19 protein-coding genes are annotated in these 17,308 nt (G+C 62.1%); 10 read left to right on the plus strand and 9 right to left on the minus strand.

Going from position 1 to position 17,308, the window contains the following annotated elements; translation table 11 throughout:
• Window positions 1–5 precede the first annotated feature (5 nt).
• Genes ABLU50_RS06075 through ABLU50_RS06090 form a run of 4 tightly spaced genes read right to left on the minus strand, consistent with a single transcriptional unit; the run spans window position 6 to window position 3,308 of the window.
• On the minus strand, window positions 6–665 hold the full coding sequence (locus ABLU50_RS06075) for a methionine ABC transporter permease (protein WP_004217626.1): 660 nt from the start codon (window positions 663–665) through the stop codon (window positions 6–8).
• The gene (locus tag ABLU50_RS06080) at window positions 662–1,453 is read right to left on the minus strand and encodes an ATP-binding cassette domain-containing protein (protein ID WP_004205940.1); all 792 of its coding nucleotides are present in this window, start codon (window positions 1,451–1,453) and stop codon (window positions 662–664) included. The genes ABLU50_RS06075 and ABLU50_RS06080 overlap by 4 nt, the downstream gene beginning before the upstream one ends.
• Window positions 1,450–2,256, minus strand: a complete 807-nt coding sequence (locus ABLU50_RS06085; protein ID WP_004205939.1) for a MetQ/NlpA family ABC transporter substrate-binding protein — start codon at window positions 2,254–2,256, stop codon at window positions 1,450–1,452. Before ABLU50_RS06085 ends, ABLU50_RS06080 begins: the two co-directional genes overlap by 4 nt.
• A 23-nt stretch (window positions 2,257–2,279) precedes the next feature.
• Entirely contained in the window at window positions 2,280–3,308 is a 1,029-nt protein-coding gene (locus ABLU50_RS06090; RefSeq protein ID WP_043519549.1) for an isopenicillin N synthase family oxygenase, read from the minus strand.
• A 281-nt stretch (window positions 3,309–3,589) separates the two neighbouring features.
• On the opposite strand from ABLU50_RS06090, the gene ABLU50_RS06095 reads away from it, so the two are divergent.
• The 3 genes from ABLU50_RS06095 to ABLU50_RS06105 all read left to right on the plus strand — a co-directional run bounded on the left by ABLU50_RS06095 (window position 3,590) and on the right by ABLU50_RS06105 (window position 5,120).
• A complete protein-coding gene (locus tag ABLU50_RS06095; protein ID WP_004205937.1) occupies window positions 3,590–3,853 on the plus strand; it encodes a VF530 family protein in 264 nt (87 codons plus the stop codon).
• Window positions 3,854–3,874: 21 nt separating this feature from the next.
• Window positions 3,875–4,186 carry a cupin domain-containing protein gene (locus tag ABLU50_RS06100; RefSeq protein ID WP_077139220.1) on the plus strand — a complete coding sequence of 104 codons (312 nt, stop codon included), beginning with the start codon at window positions 3,875–3,877 and terminating at the stop codon, window positions 4,184–4,186.
• Window positions 4,187–4,364: 178 nt separating this feature from the next.
• Window positions 4,365–5,120, plus strand: coding sequence for a VOC family protein (locus ABLU50_RS06105; protein WP_057215165.1), 756 nt, complete (start codon window positions 4,365–4,367; stop codon window positions 5,118–5,120).
• A 9-nt stretch (window positions 5,121–5,129) separates the two neighbouring features.
• Here the strand turns inward: ABLU50_RS06105 and ABLU50_RS06110 are convergent, their stop codons facing one another.
• Window positions 5,130–6,074 carry an AraC family transcriptional regulator gene (locus ABLU50_RS06110; RefSeq protein ID WP_004205934.1) on the minus strand — a complete coding sequence of 315 codons (945 nt, stop codon included), beginning with the start codon at window positions 6,072–6,074 and terminating at the stop codon, window positions 5,130–5,132.
• A 105-nt stretch (window positions 6,075–6,179) separates the two neighbouring features.
• On the opposite strand from ABLU50_RS06110, the gene ABLU50_RS06115 reads away from it, so the two are divergent.
• A complete protein-coding gene (locus tag ABLU50_RS06115; protein ID WP_087833328.1) occupies window positions 6,180–7,418 on the plus strand; it encodes an MFS transporter in 1,239 nt (412 codons plus the stop codon).
• Here the strand turns inward: ABLU50_RS06115 and hpxE are convergent.
• Both hpxE and hpxD read right to left on the minus strand, forming a co-directional pair.
• Window positions 7,395–8,369 carry a molybdenum cofactor-independent xanthine hydroxylase subunit HpxE gene (hpxE, locus tag ABLU50_RS06120; protein ID WP_087833289.1) on the minus strand — a complete coding sequence of 325 codons (975 nt, stop codon included), beginning with the start codon at window positions 8,367–8,369 and terminating at the stop codon, window positions 7,395–7,397. The genes ABLU50_RS06115 and hpxE overlap by 24 nt on opposite strands.
• An 11-nt stretch (window positions 8,370–8,380) precedes the next feature.
• Entirely contained in the window at window positions 8,381–9,418 is a 1,038-nt protein-coding gene (hpxD, locus tag ABLU50_RS06125) for a molybdenum cofactor-independent xanthine hydroxylase subunit HpxD (protein WP_106479183.1), read from the minus strand.
• Between the two features lie 125 nt (window positions 9,419–9,543).
• Here hpxD and hpxR point away from each other — a divergent pair, with 125 nt between their 5' ends.
• The gene (hpxR, locus tag ABLU50_RS06130) at window positions 9,544–10,467 is read left to right on the plus strand and encodes a LysR family hpxDE operon transcriptional regulator HpxR (protein WP_087833291.1); all 924 of its coding nucleotides are present in this window, start codon (window positions 9,544–9,546) and stop codon (window positions 10,465–10,467) included.
• Here hpxR and hpxO read toward each other — a convergent pair.
• Window positions 10,448–11,602, minus strand: coding sequence for an FAD-dependent urate hydroxylase HpxO (gene hpxO, locus ABLU50_RS06135; protein ID WP_004205928.1), 1,155 nt, complete (start codon window positions 11,600–11,602; stop codon window positions 10,448–10,450). The genes hpxR and hpxO overlap by 20 nt on opposite strands.
• Before the next feature lie 345 nt (window positions 11,603–11,947).
• Here hpxO and ABLU50_RS06140 point away from each other — a divergent pair, with 345 nt between their 5' ends.
• From ABLU50_RS06140 to ABLU50_RS06160, 5 genes are all read left to right on the plus strand, one after another.
• Complete coding sequence (locus tag ABLU50_RS06140; protein ID WP_017900377.1) at window positions 11,948–13,327, plus strand: nucleobase:cation symporter-2 family protein; 1,380 nt, start codon at window positions 11,948–11,950, stop codon at window positions 13,325–13,327.
• Window positions 13,305–13,805, plus strand: coding sequence for a 2-oxo-4-hydroxy-4-carboxy-5-ureidoimidazoline decarboxylase (gene uraD / locus ABLU50_RS06145; RefSeq protein WP_017900378.1), 501 nt, complete (start codon window positions 13,305–13,307; stop codon window positions 13,803–13,805). The genes ABLU50_RS06140 and uraD overlap by 23 nt, the downstream gene beginning before the upstream one ends.
• Window positions 13,802–14,128, plus strand: coding sequence for a hydroxyisourate hydrolase (gene uraH / locus ABLU50_RS06150; protein WP_069602708.1), 327 nt, complete (start codon window positions 13,802–13,804; stop codon window positions 14,126–14,128). Before uraD ends, uraH begins: the two co-directional genes overlap by 4 nt.
• A 282-nt stretch (window positions 14,129–14,410) precedes the next feature.
• Window positions 14,411–14,677, plus strand: a complete 267-nt coding sequence (gene hipB / locus ABLU50_RS06155; RefSeq protein WP_087833292.1) for a type II toxin-antitoxin system antitoxin HipB — start codon at window positions 14,411–14,413, stop codon at window positions 14,675–14,677.
• Window positions 14,677–15,999: a type II toxin-antitoxin system HipA family toxin gene (locus ABLU50_RS06160; RefSeq protein ID WP_087833293.1), complete on the plus strand. Its 1,323-nt coding sequence runs from the start codon at window positions 14,677–14,679 to the stop codon at window positions 15,997–15,999. The genes hipB and ABLU50_RS06160 overlap by 1 nt, the downstream gene beginning before the upstream one ends.
• A 16-nt stretch (window positions 16,000–16,015) precedes the next feature.
• Here the strand turns inward: ABLU50_RS06160 and ABLU50_RS06165 are convergent, their stop codons facing one another.
• Window positions 16,016–17,308 (minus strand): glycoside hydrolase family 10 protein, encoded by a 1,293-nt coding sequence (locus tag ABLU50_RS06165; RefSeq protein WP_087833294.1) that lies wholly within the window; start codon window positions 17,306–17,308, stop codon window positions 16,016–16,018.

The following is a 17,308-nucleotide window of genomic DNA, read 5'->3' on the forward strand; positions in this document are numbered from 1 at the left end:
GACGACTAACGGCGGTGGGCCAGGCTGCGCACCAGCCGATCGCCGGCCATCTGCACGCCCTGAACCATCGCCACCAGGATCAGCACTGTGCCAAACATCACCTCATTATTGAATCGCTGATAGCCGTAGCGGATGGCGAGGTCGCCGAGTCCGCCGCCGCCGATCACCCCGGCCATCGACGAAAAGCCAATCAGCATCACGATGGTCAGCGTGATCCCGGCCAGCAGCGTCGGCAGGGCTTCTGGCAGCAGGGATTTAAAAATCACGTGCCAGACGTTGCCGCCCATCGACAGAATGGCTTCGATTCTTCCGTAATCCACCTCGTCGAGCGCGTTTTCCGTCAGGCGGGCAAAGAACGGAAAGGCGCCGATGGTCACCGGCACGATGGCGGCGGTGCTGCCCAGCGTGGTGCCGACGATCAGCCGGGTAAAAGGGATCAGGGCGATCAGCAGTACGATAAACGGTAGCGACCTGCCGATGTTGATCACCGCGCCTAACAGCGCGTTCAGTTTCGGCATCGGCGCTAGCCCGTTGGCGCGGGAAATAAATAACAACACACCGGTGGGCAGCCCGATCAGCACGGTAAACAGGGCCGCCAGGCCCACCATATAGAGCGTATCCAGCGTACCGTCGAGTAATAACGGCCACAAATCTTCCCAGCTCATGCTACTCCGCATAATGGCCTCCCCTGAACGCCGTGACGGGTAAGAAAATCCTGTTCAGCCTGCGGGTCGTGCAGCAACGACTGGCGCAGCCGCGACCATGGGGTCACCAGCAGGTCGGCGAGTTTGCCGCTCTCGACAATCTTGCCCTGTTCCAGCAGCGCTGCGTGGTCACAAATGGTTTTCACCACCTCCAGCTGGTGCGTTATCAGCACAATGGTCAGATTGAGCCGCTGGTTAATATCCGCCAGCAGAGCCAGCACCGAGGCGGTGGTCTCGGGATCCAGAGCGCTGGTCGCCTCGTCGCACAGCAGCACCTCCGGTCGGGCGGCCAGCGCCCGGGCGATGCCGACGCGCTGTTTTTGCCCGCCGGAAAGCTGCGACGGGAAAGCGGCGGCCTTTTCGCTGAGATCCACCAGCTCCAGCAGTTCGCGCACCCGCGCTTCGCGAGCGGCCCGCGGCACCCCGGCAATCTCCAGCGGCACCGCGATGTTATCGGCGACAGTACGGGCATGCAGCAGATTGAAGTGCTGGAAAATCATCCCGGTGCGCAGGCGATAATCCCGCAGCGCCGCCTTGTTCAGCTGAGTAATATCCTGTCCGTTCACCAGAATGCGGCCCGAGGTGGGCCGCTCCAGCAAATTGAGACAGCGGATGAGCGTACTTTTGCCGGCGCCGCTGCGCCCGAGAATGCCGTATATCGCCCCTTTCGGGATCTGTAACGCGATATCGTTCAGCGCCGGTCGGCCGGTTCCGGCGTAGGTTTTGCTCAGCCCTTCGATGGTGATCATGACTGAGGGGCCACCGGGATCACCGAGCCGTTGTAGTTTTTACGGATAAACTCCGCCACCTGCGGCGACGTCAGGTCTTTCGCCAGCGCCTTAATACGCGGGTCATTCGCCAGGGCCGGGGTGGTCACCAGGATATTGGCGTAGGGGTTATGCTCGGCGCTTTCCAGCCCCAGGGCATCTTTCGCTGGCACCAGACCGGCTTCCAGCGCGTAGTTACCGTTAATCACCGCCAGGTCGACATCGTCGAGGGAGCGCGGGATCTGCGGCGATTCAATCTCCAGGATCTTCAGGTGTTTCGGGTTCTCAACAATATCCTTCGGCGTCGCCAGGGTGGTGGCCGGGTCGGTAAATTTGGGGTCCAGCTTAATAAGCTTCTGCGCCTGCAGCAGGAACAGCGCCCGGCTCAGGTTGGTGGTGTTATTCGGCACCGCCACCGTGGCGTTTTCCGGCAGCGACGAGAAATCTTTATGCTTATGCGAATAGATCCCCAGCGGCTCAATATGAACCGTGGCCGCCACGGCAAAGGTTTTACCCAGCGCTTTCTCCTGATCCTTCAGGTAGGGGACATGCTGGAAGTAGTTGGCATCCACATCGCCACTGGCCAGCAGTTCATTGGCGTTGACCCCGCTGGTCAGCTCCACCACCTTAAGATCGAGACTGGGATCGATTTTTTTGATGTAGTTGAGGATCTCCGCGTGGGGAACCGGGTCCGCGGCGACGCGCAGCGCGGCGGCCTGGGCAGACGTCCATGCCAGAGAAAGAGACAGTGCGACCCCTGCTAGTTTAAAAGCAGCATATTTCATGGTGTGTTCCTTTTTAGTTATGGTTAAACGATCAATTGCTCGGCGCGTTCGCGAAAAACGTCCTGATAGTAGCGTTCCGCCACGTCCGGATGGGAACGCAGACGGCCCTTGAGATAATTCCAGCCGACATCGCGCAGCAGCGGATTGTGCGGGTCGCTGTCCGGACCGCGCGCTTCACGCGCCAGCTCGGGCGGCAGGGTATAAACCGGCACCACCGCGTCAAGCTGGGCGCCAAGGAAGAAAGCGATGGAGAGGCGCTGCTGCTGAGCCGGCGGTGACACCACCCGGTGAACGGTAGCGCGCAGATAGCCGTTGGTGGCCAGCTCCAGCAGTTCGCCAATATTGACCACAAAGCTGCCGGCCAGCGGTACGGCGTCGATCCACTGCCCGGGCGCCACCTCAACCTGCAGCCCTTTCTGCTCGTCCTGCAGCAGGAAGCTGAGAAAACCGGAATCTTTATGGGCGCCAACGCCCTGGCTGCTCTGGGTCTCCTGCTGGCCGGGATAACGGATCAGCTTGATATGCTCGTTGGGTTGGTCGCCGTAAAGCCGGTCAAAGGCATTCTCCGGGAGCTGCAGCGCTTCGGCAAAGGCGCGCAGCAGGCGGATCCCCACCTGAGTCATCTGCTGTTGCCAGTGAAGTAATACCGGTTTTAGCGATGGCAGCGCGGCAGGCCACAGATTCGGACCCTGCAGGCGCTGCCAGCGCGGCGCGTCGTCGCTGAGGGTCAGCGCCGGACGTTCGGCGCCGATATCAAACTGCTCTCGCCAGTCAGGCTGGCCGCGCGTCAGCTCAGAGGCCGCGCGGTTATAGCCGCGAAAATGGGGGGAGTGGATCATCGCTACCTGCTGTTTTTGCGCATCATCGAGCGCAAAAAAGCGCTGGGACTGGCGCTGAACTTCATATTGAAGCGCATCGTCGACACCGTGGTTGATCAGATAAAAGAAGCCGATGTCGCGGGCGGCGTGACGCAGGTCGGCCAGGAAGGCCGCTTTATCCGCGGGGTCCGCGTAGCGGGCCAGATCGAGAATCGGCAGGGTGGTCGCGTTCATTGTGTTCTCCGAAAACGGGATAATAAGTTATGGGTCGATTCAGGTTCAGGGTTCTGGCACAACAGCAGCGCATGGTGATTTCCTCTGTCCGGGGCTGAGCACAGCTTGCCTCAGGGCCAGATAAGCAACCAATAACGTTATTTTCTAATTTATGTCCGCGCGGGGTTCAGTGCTTTTGCGTTAAATAGATAAAGGCGTAAGGGCGAACTGAAGCCGTTGCGCCCGTCACCGAGAGTCAGTAAGGTGGGCGCACTTTTTCAATGCGGAACGGATGTATCCTCATGCACAGCTCAAAAGATCCCCTGCACGGCGTGACGCTGGAAGCGCTGCTCAATGCCCTGGTGGCGCGCTACGGCTGGGCGGAAATGGCCCGCCAGGTCAACATTAACTGCTTTAAAAGCGATCCCAGCATCAAGTCCAGCCTGAAATTTCTCCGCCGGACGCCGTGGGCGCGTAAAGAGGTGGAGGCGATGTATCTGGCTTCGCTCGACGACGATGCGCCGGCGGAGAAAGCGGATCCCTGGGCAAACTGGCAGAAAAAATAACCCTTACCACAGGACAACATCATGCAGAGCTGGAGCAGTAAAGATTTCACCGCCGACCGCGCGTGGGGCGCGCTGGACATTGCCAATTTTTCCGGCACCACCGTGCGCCTGCACTGGACCGACCAACCCTATATCTGGCACATCAACGACGGTCAGGAGGTGTTTGCCGTGATGGATGGTCAGGTGGCGATGCATGTGAAGGTCGACGGCGAGGAACAGGTGATCATGCTGAACGCCGGAGATATCTTTTACGCCGAGGTGGGATGCGAGCATGTCGCCCATCCCGAGGGGGCGGCGCGTATTCTGGTGATTGAGAAAGAAGGGTCGGTCTGATCTCGCCGGCGGGCAATTCGTTAGCCCGCCGTTTCATAGCCTGTCACACTCAACATACCGCGTTGATATAAATCACTTATCCAGCTTTCGATATATTTAATTCTTGTTTGCCATTCCCTTCCCCCCGGCACTATCTTTTGCCGCAGACGCCTGAACAGGCACAACCGCGGGAGAGATCATGGCCACCTTGCAGTGGGATCACGCAGTACAGTTTGTGAATCAGCCGGAAGCGGCGATTGAAATCTTTGCCGGGCAGCAGCTGCGGGCGGCGGTCGGCGGGCGCCATCCGGGGTGGGGAACCCGCAATGCGCTGAGCTATTTTGGTCTGACCTATATCGAATTCCTCGCCATTTCCGACCCGGACGAACTGCGCGCCGCGACGGACAGATTTCTGCTCTCGCGGGATGCCGCGCGGTTGCTGCCGGAGAACGAAGCGCTGTTTCGCGTCGCGCTGCGCAGCGACGACATCGAGGCCACCCATGACCACTTGCGTCGCAACGGGCTGGCGGTGTCACCGATTGTCGATGGCCAGCGCCACGATCCGCAGGGCAATGTCATCCGCTGGCGGATCTTCACCATCGATGGCGACACCGACGGGCTGGTCTTTCCTTTTGTGCTGCAGTGGGGAGAAGACGACGAGACCCGGCTGGCGCGGCTGCGCGCCCAGGGGCTGGACGTGCCTCATCCGCTGGGCGACATTGTGCTCGAGCAGGCGGTGTTCGAGGTGGACAATCCGCAGGCGGTGCGCGACCGCTGGCAGGCACTGCTGGGCTTCCCGTCACAGGGAGAGCAGGGGCTGGACGCGGGCGGCCAGTGGTTTACTTTCCGCCAGGGACCCGCCAACCAGCTGACCGAGCTGGTGTTTCGCGTCGCCAACCCGGCGCTTAAGGGGCAACGCTTTCGCGTCGGCAACGGCGTGTATCGCTTTATATAACGGCTGACGCTAGCGTACCGTCGCTCGCAGGGCCCCCGGCGGCTGGCCGGTGATGCGTTTGAACGCCCGGCTGAAGGCCGCCAGCGACTGATACCCGAGGCTGAAGGCGACTTTTTCCAGCGCCTGGCCTTCGTGGGTGATGTACTGCACCGCCAGCCGCATACGTAGCTCGGTGAGATAGCGGGCGGGGGTGGTGCCGGTGGCGGCAAGAAAACGCTCGGCGAAGAGAGAGCGCGACAGCCCCGCCTCCCGCGCCAGATCTTCCACTTTCCAGTTAACGCCCGGACGTTGATGCATGGCGTAGATCGCTTTCGCCAGCCGGGGATCGCGCAGGACCTGCACCCAGCCGGTGGCGTTACCGCACCCGCAGGCCACCCAGCCGCGGACAATCAGCGCGGCCACTACGTCCGCCAGTCGGGCGAGGATCCCGGCATAGCCCGCCTGGCGGGTGAGCGATTCCCGCTCCATCGCCGCCAGCAGCGGCTGGATCTCCGGCCAGGTGTTGAGCAGGCAGCTCACCCGCATCACTTCGGGCATGGCCTTCACCAGCGGCTGCATGCCGCCGAGTTCAAAGTCCATACAACCGCTGAAAATCACGGCGCGCTCCGGGCAGTCAGGCTGGCCGCCAGCGTTGATGCAACTTACCGTGCTGCACACCGTTTCGCTGTTCAGCTGCGCCACATTCACCACCGCGGCCTGCGGATCGGAGAGCAGGGCGTGCCCGTCGCCGTTGGGAATAAACAGCGCGTCGCCGCTCTCCAGGGTGAACTGTTCCCCGCTGGCCATGCGCAGCAGCACCGGCCCGCGGCTGATGAAATGGAACTGGGCTTTGCCCGCCACGGCGCTAAAACCGACGCCAAACGGGCGGGAGGTCTCGATGCGCCGGTAATTCACGCCGGAGAGGCGCATACCGCGCAGCAGTTCGCTGGTTAGATCGATAGTGGGCTGGCTCATGGTAATTCCGGACGAATAATCAATAACTGAAGAGTATGCATCATATATCGTCCAGTGGTAAGCCCCTAAGATGACCAGGATGTTAATAAACCTGGAGAGATGTATATGACTTCCTGCATAGCTGCTGACGCGAGCCTGTCACCCGTCAGGCCTGCCTGGCGCGCCGTCTATGCCCTGGCCCTCGGGGTGTTCGGCCTGATCGTGGCTGAGTTTCTGCCCGCCAGCCTGTTAACGCCGATGGCCAGCAGCCTCGGCGTCAGCGAAGGGATGGCCGGGCAGGCGGTGACCGCCACGGCGTTAGTGGCGTTAGTCACCGGCCTGCTGATCGCCACCGCCACCCGCAATATCGACCGCCGCTGGGTGCTGATGTTCTTTTCCGTGCTGCAGATTGTCTCCAGCCTGATGGTCGCTTTTGCCGGTTCGCTGGCGTTTCTCCTGCTCGGTCGTCTGCTATTGGGGATCGCCATCGGCGGTTTCTGGGCGATGTCCACCGCCACGGCGATGCGTCTGGTGCCGGCGGCCCATGTGCCGAAAGCGCTGGCGATCATTTTTTCCGCGGTGTCTGTCGCCACGGTGGTGGCCGCGCCGCTCGGCAGCTACCTCGGAGAGCTGATCGGCTGGCGCAACGTGTTTATTCTCTGCGCGATACCCAGCCTGCTGGCGCTGCTCTGGCAGCTGTGGGTGCTGCCCTCCATGCGGCCGGAAAGCGTTGGCACCTTCTCCACGCTGTTCAGGGTGCTGCGCCGTCCCGGTATGCTGGGGGGCATGCTGGCGTCGATCCTGATTTTCAGCGGCCATTTTGCCTTCTTCACCTACCTGCGACCGTTCCTTGAGACCGTCGCGCAGGCCAGCGTTGAAGGCGTTTCGCTGATTTTGCTCGGCTTCGGTGTCGCTAACTTTATCGGCACCTCGGTCGCGAGCTATCTGCTGAACCGCAGCCTGCGTCTGACCCTGGCGCTGGTGCCGCTGATGATGAGCGTCCTGGCGCTGCTGATGGTGACGTTTGGCCATCTGTCCGTGCTCGACGGGGTGCTGGTCGCCCTGTGGGGATTTGCCTTCGGTCTGGTGCCGGTGGCCTGGTCCACCTGGCTGGCCACCACCGTGCCGGATGAGGCGGAAAGCGCAGGCGGTCTGCTGGTGGCCTCTATTCAGCTGGCCATCAGCGCCGGCGCCGCCGGCGGCGGGGCGGTGTTCGATCTGCATGGCGCCAGCGGCGTCTTCACCGGCAGCGGTTTGCTACTGTTGACCGCGATGGTCGTGGTCTTCACCGCCGTGCGGGTGAAACCGGTCGCCAGCGCCGAGCAGCCGGAGACCGGCCGCTTATCCCGCGAGATCGATAACTAAATTGGCCGACAGACTGCGGGAGCAGCACAGCGCGATATGCTGCTCCGCGGCCTGTTTTTCCGCCTCCGACTGCACGGTATCCCGGTGGTCTACCGTTCCCTCCCGCACCGGCGTCAGGCAGGCGCCGCAGATCCCCATCTCGCAGGAGAGCGGCACCTCAACGCCATGCTCCTGCAGCACCCGGGCGATGGTTTTGTCCCCCGGGACCGGCCAGCGCTCCCCGGTGGAGGCGAGGGTGATGGTGAAGGTGCCGTCCTCCGCCGACGCCGCCGTCGGGACGGTCGGCTGGAACGCTTCGCTGTGCAGTTGCGTTTCCGCCCAGCCGGCCGCCAGCGCTGTGTCGCGCACCTGGGCCATAAACCCCGGCGGTCCGCAGAAATAGACTCGGGTGTCGGCGTCCGGCGCGCCCAGATCCTGCGCCAGCCGCAGGCGCGGACTCTGCCCGTCGGCAGAGCTGTGGATCAGGCAGGTTCCGCCGGTGAGCTGGCTGGCGATCTCGGTGGCGAAGGCGGCCTCCTGCGCGCGGCTGACGTAATAGTGCAGCGTAAAGCTGGCGCCGGACGCCGCCCGCGCATGGGCCATCGCCAGCAGCGGCGTAATGCCGATCCCGGCGGCGAGGAGCACCACGTGGCCACCCCCGTGCAGGGGAAAGTGGTTGCGCGGAGCAGAGATCAGCAAGGGCTGCCCCGGACGCAGGGTGTCATGAATATAACGGGAGCCGCCTCGCGACTGCGCCTCGCGGGCGACGCAGAGCAGATAGTGATCCCGTCTGGCCGGGCTGCCGGTCAGCGAATACTGACGGATCAGCCCGCAGGGGAGATGGAGGTCGATATGGGCGCCGGGCGCCCACGCCGGAAGCGGTTGCCCATCGGCGCTCACCAGACGAATGGCCAGATTTTTCGCGCCCTGGCGCCACAGGCCATCGACCACCACCGGGAGTATGTCGCGCATAAGACCTCCACTCATACCAGAAAGAAATCGCCAAAGCCCATCTTCTTCAGCCCGCGCCGGTAGGCGATAGAGCTGCGGTCTGCCGGAATATGCGCCTCCAGGGTCAGATCCAGCGGCAGCCGCTCCGGGCGCTGGGTCTCAACCATCAGGCGGTCCTCCTCAAACACCCGCAGGTTGAACGCATGAACGTCTTCCACCGGCACATGCAGGTCAAAATTGCGGGCGATAGGGGCAAACATTCGTGTCACGCGCGACGACACCGGCGAGGCGGCGTTCATGATCACCAGCTTCGCATCGGCAGGGAAATGGATGGTCAGCGTGGCGGTGAACGGCAGATGCATTTCAAAGTGACGCAGCCACTGGAACCCTTCCGGCGCGCGGAAATCGGAGCTGGCCGGGTAATTGCCTACCGAGCTCCAGTAGTCGGCAACAAAGCCGAACGGCGTCTCCTGCGGGGTGTAGTCCGGCACCTGTTGGTTGTCCGGATCGGCGAAGGTCTCGGTGTGGATCCACGCGAAGTGGGCGACATCGAGAAAGCCTTCGACCTGGCGGCCGGCAAAGCCCTTCACTTCAAAGGCCGGACAGTTGATTCGCTGAAAGCCGGCGTCGTCCCAGTGCGGCATGGTCGGTAACGGAGGCGGATTGTCCGGATCGCAGGCCAGGCAGGTCCAGATCAGCCCGTAACGCTCCTCCACGGCGAAGCTGGTGAGATGCAGTTTGGCCGGAATGGGTTGCCCCGGACTGGAGGGGATGCGGTTGCAGCGGCCATCCTCGCCAAAGCGCAGGCCATGATAGGGGCAGACGATGCCTTCTTCTTCATGAAACCCCAGGGTCAGCGGGACGCCGCGGTGCGGGCAGACGTCGCGGGCGACCACCACCCGGCCTTTAATGCGATAGATAACCAGCTGTTCGTCCAGCAGGGTGGCTTTCACCGGAGCGCCGTCAATATCGCAGGCGCGGGCCACCGGGTGCCAGCAACGGGCCAGCCGCAGCCAGTCTTCCGGATCGAAGGTGCAATGGGCGGGGGGCGTGGGGGTGGTTGTCTTCATGATTTCTCTTCCTGCTCACATCGGTGATTGTTTTATTGTTGTGAGATTATTGTTGTCATATTAGGGTGTTCACATCCATCACCATTAATTCACTCTGCTGTTGCAAAAAAGAGTACGGGGGCACCATGAGTCCATTTTCCCGTTTTGCACACTATTTCATCGCCGTGGCTCGCTGCGGCAGCCTGCGCCGGGCCGCCGAGCAGCTGCATATCTCGGCCTCGGCGATTAACCGCCAGATCCTGCAGGCCGAGGAGGCCTTCGGGACGCCGCTGTTCGAGCGGCTGCCGGAGGGACTGCGGATGACCACTGCGGGTGAACTGCTGTATGACAATCTGTTGCGCTGGCAGAAGGAGTTTCGTCAGACCCGGCAAAAATTTGATGAGCTGCAGGGGATGAAGCGAGGGAGCGTCAGCGTCGGCATGGTGCAGGCGCTGGCGGAAGGCGGCTTCGCCGCCGCGCTGGCGGAGATCATCGCCAGCTGGCCGTGGCTGGAGCTGGATCTGCAGGTGGCCGACAGCCACACCGTCAGCCAGAAAGTGCGTCAGGCGGATCTGGACGTCGGTCTGATCCTCGATCCGCAGGGGCAGGCCGGACTCAGCGTACTGGCCTTTGCCGAACTGGAGGTGGGGATTGTGATGCGCCCGGACCACCCCCTGGCGGGGGCGAAGGCTCTGTCTCTGGGCGAGCTCAGCCTGGAGCGGCACATCGTGCCCGGCGCGCCGCTGATCGTGCATGAGCGGGTGGCGCTCCTCTATCGCCACCATGACTTTGCGCCGGAGAATACCATCAGCTGCAATGATATTCGACTCATTAAGTCGCTGGTGCTGCGCGGCAGCGGCGTGACGCTCCTCAGCCTGCTCGACGTGCTGGACGAGGTTCAGCGCGGACAGCTGGCCTTTATCCCGCTGCGCAGTACGCTGCTGCGGCCGCTGACCCTGGCGCTGTGCACCGCGCCCTCGCGTCAGCTATCGCGTCCCGCGCAGATGGCCATTCAGACGCTGAGCGCCGTGATTGAGTCCATGGCGACCGTCAGCCCAGTGGCCCGCTGAGGATGGTGTCGCACATGCCGTTGATAATCCGTTCGCCGGTCTCCTCCCGCAGCTCCTGGTACCAGGCTTCGGTGAGCTGCATATCCTTACCGTGGGTGATATCGCAGCGCTTGCGCGCCTTCAACACCAGATCGCGAACCCGATCGCAGCGCTGGGCTTCATACTCGCGCAGGGCGGCGTCAATATCGCGGGTCTGGCGGAAAACGGCGCCCAGCACCACCGCATCTTCCATCGCCGCACATCCCCCCTGGCCAATATCCGGGGTGGTGCTGTGTCCGGCGTCGCCCAGCAGCGCGACGCGACCGCGCACCAGGCGGCTGAACGGTTCGATATCGTGGATTTCAATACGGTTGGTGGTCTGCGGGTCAAGGGCGGCGATCAGCTTCTGCACCGGCGGCGCCCAGCCGGCAAAGTAGCGGCTGAGGTCAGCGCGCAGGGTGTCACGATCCTCCGCCAGACCCGCCGGCAGCGGCACATCAAAGAAAAAGTAGAACCGGCCAGCGGAGACCGGCATCAGCGAGACGCGCTTGCCTTCGCCGACAAAGGTGGTCCACTGATCGCCGGGCGCCAGCGCTTCATCTATTTCCACCAGACCGTTCCAGTTGACGTAGCCGGCGTAGCGGCGCTGCGGGGTAAAGCCGAGCACCCACGGACGCAGCGCGGAATGGCTGCCGTCGGCGGCAATCAGCAGATCGCCGCTGGCGCTGCTGCCGTCGGTAAACCACACCGTCACGCCGTCGGCGTTTTCTTCACAGCGGGTGACGCGTTTGCCGAACTGCACGCGCTCCCGTCCCCAGAAATCCAGCATTTCCCGCTGCAGCTCTGCGCGGGATACCGGGCAGGGGCGGCTGCCGGTGCGTTCGATCAGCGGCGCGAGGCTGAACTGGGTCATGTTCTCGCCGCTGCGGAAATCGCGATACGCCATGCGGCGCAGCGGTCCGCCGAAGGTTTCCATGATATCGCCCATGCCGAGGTGGGCCATGCATTTCACGCCGTTGGGCCATACGGAAATCGCCGCGCCGACCGGTTTGATCTCTTTCACCGCCTCATAGACGTCGCAGTCGATCCCCGACTGTTTGAGCGCCACTGCTGCGCTTAAGCCGCCGATGCCCGCGCCAATCACGATTGCTTTCATTTTTTTCTCCTTCTCCAGATGTAGGCACTGACTACAGCAATTTGCGTACCAGTTCGCCGAAGAGAGGAAAACCGCCCGCCAGAGGCACAGCGACAGGTCATGGCGCACCACCTCGGTGCAATGTGATGCATTGGTTGCCTTTTTATGAATCAAAAGTTTCTGTATGTTGCATTAAGAATTTATTGTTTCAGAAGTCTGGTTCAGCAGCGGAGGGAAGTGATGCATCATTCGAGTAATTTAAGCTTATGATTTTTAAGTGTTAATAAATTTATTCGTGCGCTTTTGTCGTCTCTGGCCTGCTTTGTGCAGTAGCCCATGCACTTCTCTTTGCTACGGGATAACACCATGTCTGACGAACATCACAGCGGCCTGCTTTACGGCCTTGAACAGCGGATCCCACCGCTTCCGGCCTTTTTTAGCGCCCTCCAGCATGTGCTGGCGGGTCTGGTGGGGATCATCACGCCGCCGCTGATCATCGGCGCCACCCTCGGACTTGGCGACTGGCTGCCGTATCTCATCAGTATGTCGCTGCTGGCTTCGGGTATCGGTACCTTTCTGCAGTCCAACCGGGTCTGGGGCATTGGCGCCGGGATGATCTGCATGCAGGGCACCAGCTTCGCCTTTCTGGGCGTGGCGGTAGCCGGAGGGATGTGGGTGAAAGCGCAGGGCGGCGGGCCGCAGGATATTATGGCGATGCTGTTTGGCGTTAACTTTGTCGCCGCCCTGGTGCCGGTGATTGTCAGCCGCTTTATCGAACCGCTGAAGAAAATCTTTACCCCTATCATTACCGGCAGCGTGATTGCGCTGATCGGCATCAGCCTGATCAAGGTCAGCGTCATTAACTGGTGCGGTGGGGAAAAGGCGCAGGATTTCGCCAGCATGAGCAATATCGCCCTCGGGGCGGGTACCCTTGGCGTTATCGTCCTGTTGAGCTGCGCCAAAAACCGCTGGCTGCGGCTCTCCTCGGTGGTGGTGGGCATTGCCGTGGGCTGTGTGGCGGCAGGGCTGAGCGGTCAGTTCCATCTTCACAGCCTGGGCGATACCCTGTTTCGCCTGCCAACGCTGTTCCCGTTTGGCTTTCAGTTTAACAGCGCGATATTTCTGCCGGTGGCGCTGGTGTCGCTGGTGTGTATTCTGGAGGCGGTGGGCGATCTGACGGCCAACTCGCTGATTTCACAACAGTCTGTTGACGATCGCGCTTTCCGCAACCGGCTGAAGGGCGGTATCCTGGCGGATGGCGTCAGCTGCATGGTGGCCGCAATGCTCAGCGCCTTTCCAAACACGACTTTCGCGCAGAACAACGGCGTGATCCAGATGACCGGGGTGGCCAGCCGCTATGTCGGACGCTACATTGGCGTAATTCTGATCCTGCTCGGGCTGTTCCCGCCGGTGGGCGAACTGTTGCGGCAGATCCCGGCGCCGGTGCTGGGGGGCGCTACGATGGTGATGTTTGGCTGCGTGGTGGCGGCCGGGATCCGGATCATTACCCAGAACCCGCTCACCCGACGCGATGTGCTGATCGTGGGACTGGCGTTTGGTGCGGGTCTTGGCGTGGAGTCGGTGCCGGCGTTTCTCAGCCATTTTCCGCCGATGGTCGGCGATCTGTTCGGTTCCGCGGCCACCAGCGGTGGGCTGGTGGCGATAGCGCTGAACCTTGTTCTGCCGCAGGAGCAGGCGGCGACGAAAACGATAAGGAGTCAGGATGATCGCGCTGAGTCAGTTTAACAGCCTGAGTGGCGATGAGGCAGGGGAGCTGCTGGCTCCCTGTGTGGCGATCCCGGCCTGGAGCGATAAGCTGGTGAACTTGCGCCCCTTCGCCAACCGTGAAGCGCTGCTGCAGGTCGCCCGGGAAGCGATGGGCGACTGGGGAGAGAACGATCTGAACGCGGCGCTCAGCGCCCATCCGCGGATCGGCGAAAAACCGAGCGGCAGCCAGGCGCACGCGACGATGTCACGCCAGGAGCAGTCGGCGGTGGACAGCGATAATGAAAGACTGGCGCAGGCCCTGCGGGAGGGGAATGCCCGCTACGAAGCCCGCTTTGGCCGGGTGTTTTTAATCCGCGCCAAAGGGCGCAGCGGCGAAGAGATTCTGCAGGCGCTGACGCGCCGGCTGCAGCATACCGCTGACGAAGAAGTGGCTGAGGCGCTTGCCCAGCTGCGGGAAATTACGATGTTAAGACTGGAAGGAGCGATTGGCGAATGAGCACCCTGAGCACCCATATTCTGGATATTTCCACCGGCACGCCGGCTGAAGGCGTCGCGGTCAGCCTGAGCCGGGAGGGCGAGACCCTGGCGAACCTGGTGACCAACGCCCAGGGGCGTATCGCCACCTTCAGCGCCGCGCCGCTGCCGGCGGGGCGCTACTGTTTAACCGCGGAAACCGGGGCGTGGTTTGCCCGTGCCGGGCGCGAGAGCGTTTTTACCCGGGCGCAGATTGATTTTGTCATTGGCGAGGCGGCAGAGGACCATTTCCATCTGCCGTTTCTGATCGCCCCGGGCGGGTGGTCGACCTACCGCGGCAGCTAAGCCCGGCTGCGCGTTGCCCGAGTGACAGCCATTGCCGGGCGGCGCTGCGCTTGCCCGGCCTGGATGATGATGAAACTGGTAGCGACAGCCCGTAGGCCCGGTAAGGCGCAGCCGCCACCGGGCAGACCACGTTGCTCCGGCTGCCATCCCTTCTGCTTTATCCCTACGTAAGGATAATCATTGACCTATCCCCACAAGGGGATAAACTTGACATTATCCCTTTCAGGGTATAAAACCAGTTTTATCCCGATAGAGGGATAAATGATGGTGAGGAACAAGGCGATGAATTCCCCGCAGATATACAGTCCGGTTCAGCTGGCCAATTACCTGAAACTGCTGCGCCAGCAAAATCACTGGACTCAGGAGGCGCTGGCCAGCCGGATCGGCATTAAACAGGCGACGCTGTCCAATTTTGAAAATCACCCCGACAAAACCACCTTAACCACCCTGTTTAAGATCCTCCAGTCGCTGGGGGTGGTGATGACCCTGAACGCCAAACCGGCAGAGACGGTGATGATTCCCGATAACACCACGGATCTTGACTGGTAATGGCGACGCTCACCACCTGGATGAACAATGCGCGCGTGGGAACCTTAACCCGCCAGGCCAACGGGGCGCACAGTTTCCGCTATGATGAGGAGTGGCTGCGCAGCCCGCGCGCCAGACCGCTCTCCCTCTCGCTGCCGCTGCAGTATGGCAATATCACCGCCGACGCGGTGTATCACTATTTTGATAACCTGCTGCCCGACAGCCCGCAGGTCCGCGAGCGGATCGTCAGGCGCTATCAGGCGCGTTCGAAACAGCCGTTCGATCTGCTGGCCGAGGTCGGGCGGGACAGCGTAGGGGCGGTGACTCTGCTGCCGCCGGGGGAAGAGGCGCATCTTGCCGCGTTGCGCTGGCAGACGCTGGATGAGGCGCAGCTGACCGCTTTGCTGACCGCCTACCAGTCGGATATTCCTCTCGGGATGGTGACCGGCCAGGACGATTTTCGTATCTCGGTGGCCGGCGCTCAGGAGAAAACCGCGCTGCTGCGAATGGGCGAGCACTGGTGTATTCCGCAGGGCACCACCCCGACCACCCATATCATTAAACTGCCCATCGGCGAGATAAAGCAGCCCAATGCGACGCTGGATCTGCGTGAAAGCGTGGATAACGAATATCTGTGCCTGGCGCTGGCCAGGGCGTTGGGCCTGGCGGTGCCGGAGGCGGAGATTATCAACACACCGCGGATCCGTGCGCTGGCGGTGACCCGCTTCGACCGGCGCTGGGCGCAGGAGGGGCGCGTGCTGCTGCGTCTGCCGCAGGAGGATCTGTGTCAGGCATTCGGCATACCGTCGTCGATGAAATATGAGTCTGACGGCGGGCCGGGTATCGCCGCGATCATGACCTTTCTGCTGGGCTCCAGTGAGGCCCTGAAAGATCGCTATGACTTTATGAAGTTCATGGTGTTCCAGTGGCTGACCGGGGCAACGGACGGGCATGCGAAGAACTTCTCGCTCTTTTTGCTGCCCGGCGGCAGCTACCGGCTCACGCCGTTCTACGACATTATTTCGGCATTTCCGGTGCTGGGCGGGACGGGACTGCATCTGCGCGACCTGAAGCTGTCGATGGGGCTCAATGCCACAAAAGGGCGGAAAACGGAGATTAACGCTATCTATCCGCGTCATTTTCTGGCGACCGCCAAAGCGGTTAACTTCCCCCGGGAGCAGATGCTGGCGATCCTGGACGAGTTTGCCGACCGCGTGCCGCAGGCCATCGAAAGCGCCCGCCGGACGCTGCCGTCGGACTTTTCCGCCCACGTCTGGCGGGCCATCACGGAGAACATGCTTAAACTGCACGCCCGCCTGCAGCAAGGGCTGCAGGCGGGATAGCGAAGCCGGCTGGCGGTTAGCTCTGCGGCGGCCCCCAGCGGCTGCGCAGGTAGTTAACCGCCTGGCGGGTCTGCGGCTGATTGAGGTTGTTTTCGCGGAACAGGATGGTGCCCTGGATCTGCGGCAGGGACTCATTGAGGTCGAGCTGTTTTTTCAGCTCCGGCACGCCGCCATCCACCGTCCAGTCAGGCTCATTTTTGGACGGTTCACCCACCTTGTACAGGGCCACGCCGATATACAGCCGGGTATGCGTCGGCTTGACCACCTCGGCCCACCAGTTGGCCAGCACATCGTAGCGCGCCGCATCGCGGGCAAACGGCCAGTAAATCTGCGGGGCGATGTAGTCGAGCAGCCCCTGCTGCACCCAGCTGCGGGTATCGGCATAGGATTCATCATAGGCGGCCGCGCCACGGGTATCAGACCCAGCCGGATCGTGGGAGCGGTTGCGCCACACCCCGGCCGGGCTCACGCCAAACTCGACGTTCGGATTGAGTTTTTTAATGGTCGCGGAGACCTGGGCAATAAGCTGCTGAGTGTTATGCCGCCGCCAGTCGCCCTTCGAGGCATAGCCCTGCCCGTAACGACGGAAGGTCTCGTTGTCGTTAAGCGGGGAAGAAGCGGTTTCGGTGTAGAAATAGTCATCGAACTGCACGCCGTCAATCGGGTAGTTCTGCACCACTTCAGCGACAATGCTGGTGATCCAGTCACGCGCTTCGGGAATACCCGGGTCGAGAACAAAGCGATCGCTGGCGGTGCGGATCCAGTTACGGTGCAGGACGAACACGCTGGCCGGCACCTGAGTGAGGGTGTTGTTCAGCTCGGCAATCGTCGACGGTTTGGTGTTGACCGAGACGCGGTAAGGGTTAAACCATGCGTGGACCTTCATGCCGCGCTTGTGCGCTTCATCCAGCATAAACTGCAGCGGATCGTAGCCGGGGTATTCGCCGATTTTGCCGGTCAGCATATCGGACCACGGCAGAATATCCGACCGCCAGAGCGCCGTACCGTCCGGTTTCACCTGGAAAAAGACGGTGTTGATCCCCAGGCGCTGCAGATTATCGAGTTTGGCGATCAGCGCCAGCTTCTGCTGGGTGATGCGGCTTTCCGGCGTACTGGCGATAATTGACCCGACCGGCGGCCAGTCAAGGCGCGAGACGGTGGTCAGCCAGACGCCGCGTACCGGCTCCCGGTGCGTCTGACCGGCTTTAACGGCCGCGCTCTTCGGCGGCGTGACGAGGGATTTGGGGGCCTTACTGGTGCAGCTGAACAGCATGCCGGCGGCGATGAGCGCCGCGCCTGACAGCGCCAC

The sequence above is a fragment of the Klebsiella sp. GG_Kp173 genome, assembly GCF_040062415.1.
In the GTDB taxonomy this organism is placed as follows: Bacteria; Pseudomonadota; Gammaproteobacteria; order Enterobacterales; family Enterobacteriaceae; genus Klebsiella; species Klebsiella quasipneumoniae.

Coding starts and splice junctions, on each gene's coding strand:
- ABLU50_RS06080 (WP_004205940.1), bottom strand. CDS start 1,453: ATGATCACCATCGAAGGGCTGAGCAAAACCTACGCCGGAACCGGCCGA.
- hpxO (WP_004205928.1), bottom strand. CDS start 11,602: ATGAAAGCAATCGTGATTGGCGCGGGCATCGGCGGCTTAAGCGCAGCA.
- ABLU50_RS06110 (WP_004205934.1), bottom strand. CDS start 6,074: ATGAGCCAGCCCACTATCGATCTAACCAGCGAACTGCTGCGCGGTATG.
- hpxE (WP_087833289.1), bottom strand. CDS start 8,369: ATGCGCGACATACTCCCGGTGGTGGTCGATGGCCTGTGGCGCCAGGGC.
- ABLU50_RS06105 (WP_057215165.1), top strand. CDS start 4,365: ATGGCCACCTTGCAGTGGGATCACGCAGTACAGTTTGTGAATCAGCCG.
- ABLU50_RS06115 (WP_087833328.1), top strand. CDS start 6,180: ATGACTTCCTGCATAGCTGCTGACGCGAGCCTGTCACCCGTCAGGCCT.
- ABLU50_RS06160 (WP_087833293.1), top strand. CDS start 14,677: ATGGCGACGCTCACCACCTGGATGAACAATGCGCGCGTGGGAACCTTA.
- ABLU50_RS06085 (WP_004205939.1), bottom strand. CDS start 2,256: ATGAAATATGCTGCTTTTAAACTAGCAGGGGTCGCACTGTCTCTTTCT.
- ABLU50_RS06095 (WP_004205937.1), top strand. CDS start 3,590: ATGCACAGCTCAAAAGATCCCCTGCACGGCGTGACGCTGGAAGCGCTG.
- ABLU50_RS06140 (WP_017900377.1), top strand. CDS start 11,948: ATGTCTGACGAACATCACAGCGGCCTGCTTTACGGCCTTGAACAGCGG.
- ABLU50_RS06100 (WP_077139220.1), top strand. CDS start 3,875: ATGCAGAGCTGGAGCAGTAAAGATTTCACCGCCGACCGCGCGTGGGGC.
- ABLU50_RS06075 (WP_004217626.1), bottom strand. CDS start 665: ATGAGCTGGGAAGATTTGTGGCCGTTATTACTCGACGGTACGCTGGAT.
- ABLU50_RS06090 (WP_043519549.1), bottom strand. CDS start 3,308: ATGAACGCGACCACCCTGCCGATTCTCGATCTGGCCCGCTACGCGGAC.
- hpxD (WP_106479183.1), bottom strand. CDS start 9,418: ATGAAGACAACCACCCCCACGCCCCCCGCCCATTGCACCTTCGATCCG.
- uraH (WP_069602708.1), top strand. CDS start 13,802: ATGAGCACCCTGAGCACCCATATTCTGGATATTTCCACCGGCACGCCG.
- uraD (WP_017900378.1), top strand. CDS start 13,305: ATGATCGCGCTGAGTCAGTTTAACAGCCTGAGTGGCGATGAGGCAGGG.
- hpxR (WP_087833291.1), top strand. CDS start 9,544: ATGAGTCCATTTTCCCGTTTTGCACACTATTTCATCGCCGTGGCTCGC.
- hipB (WP_087833292.1), top strand. CDS start 14,411: ATGAATTCCCCGCAGATATACAGTCCGGTTCAGCTGGCCAATTACCTG.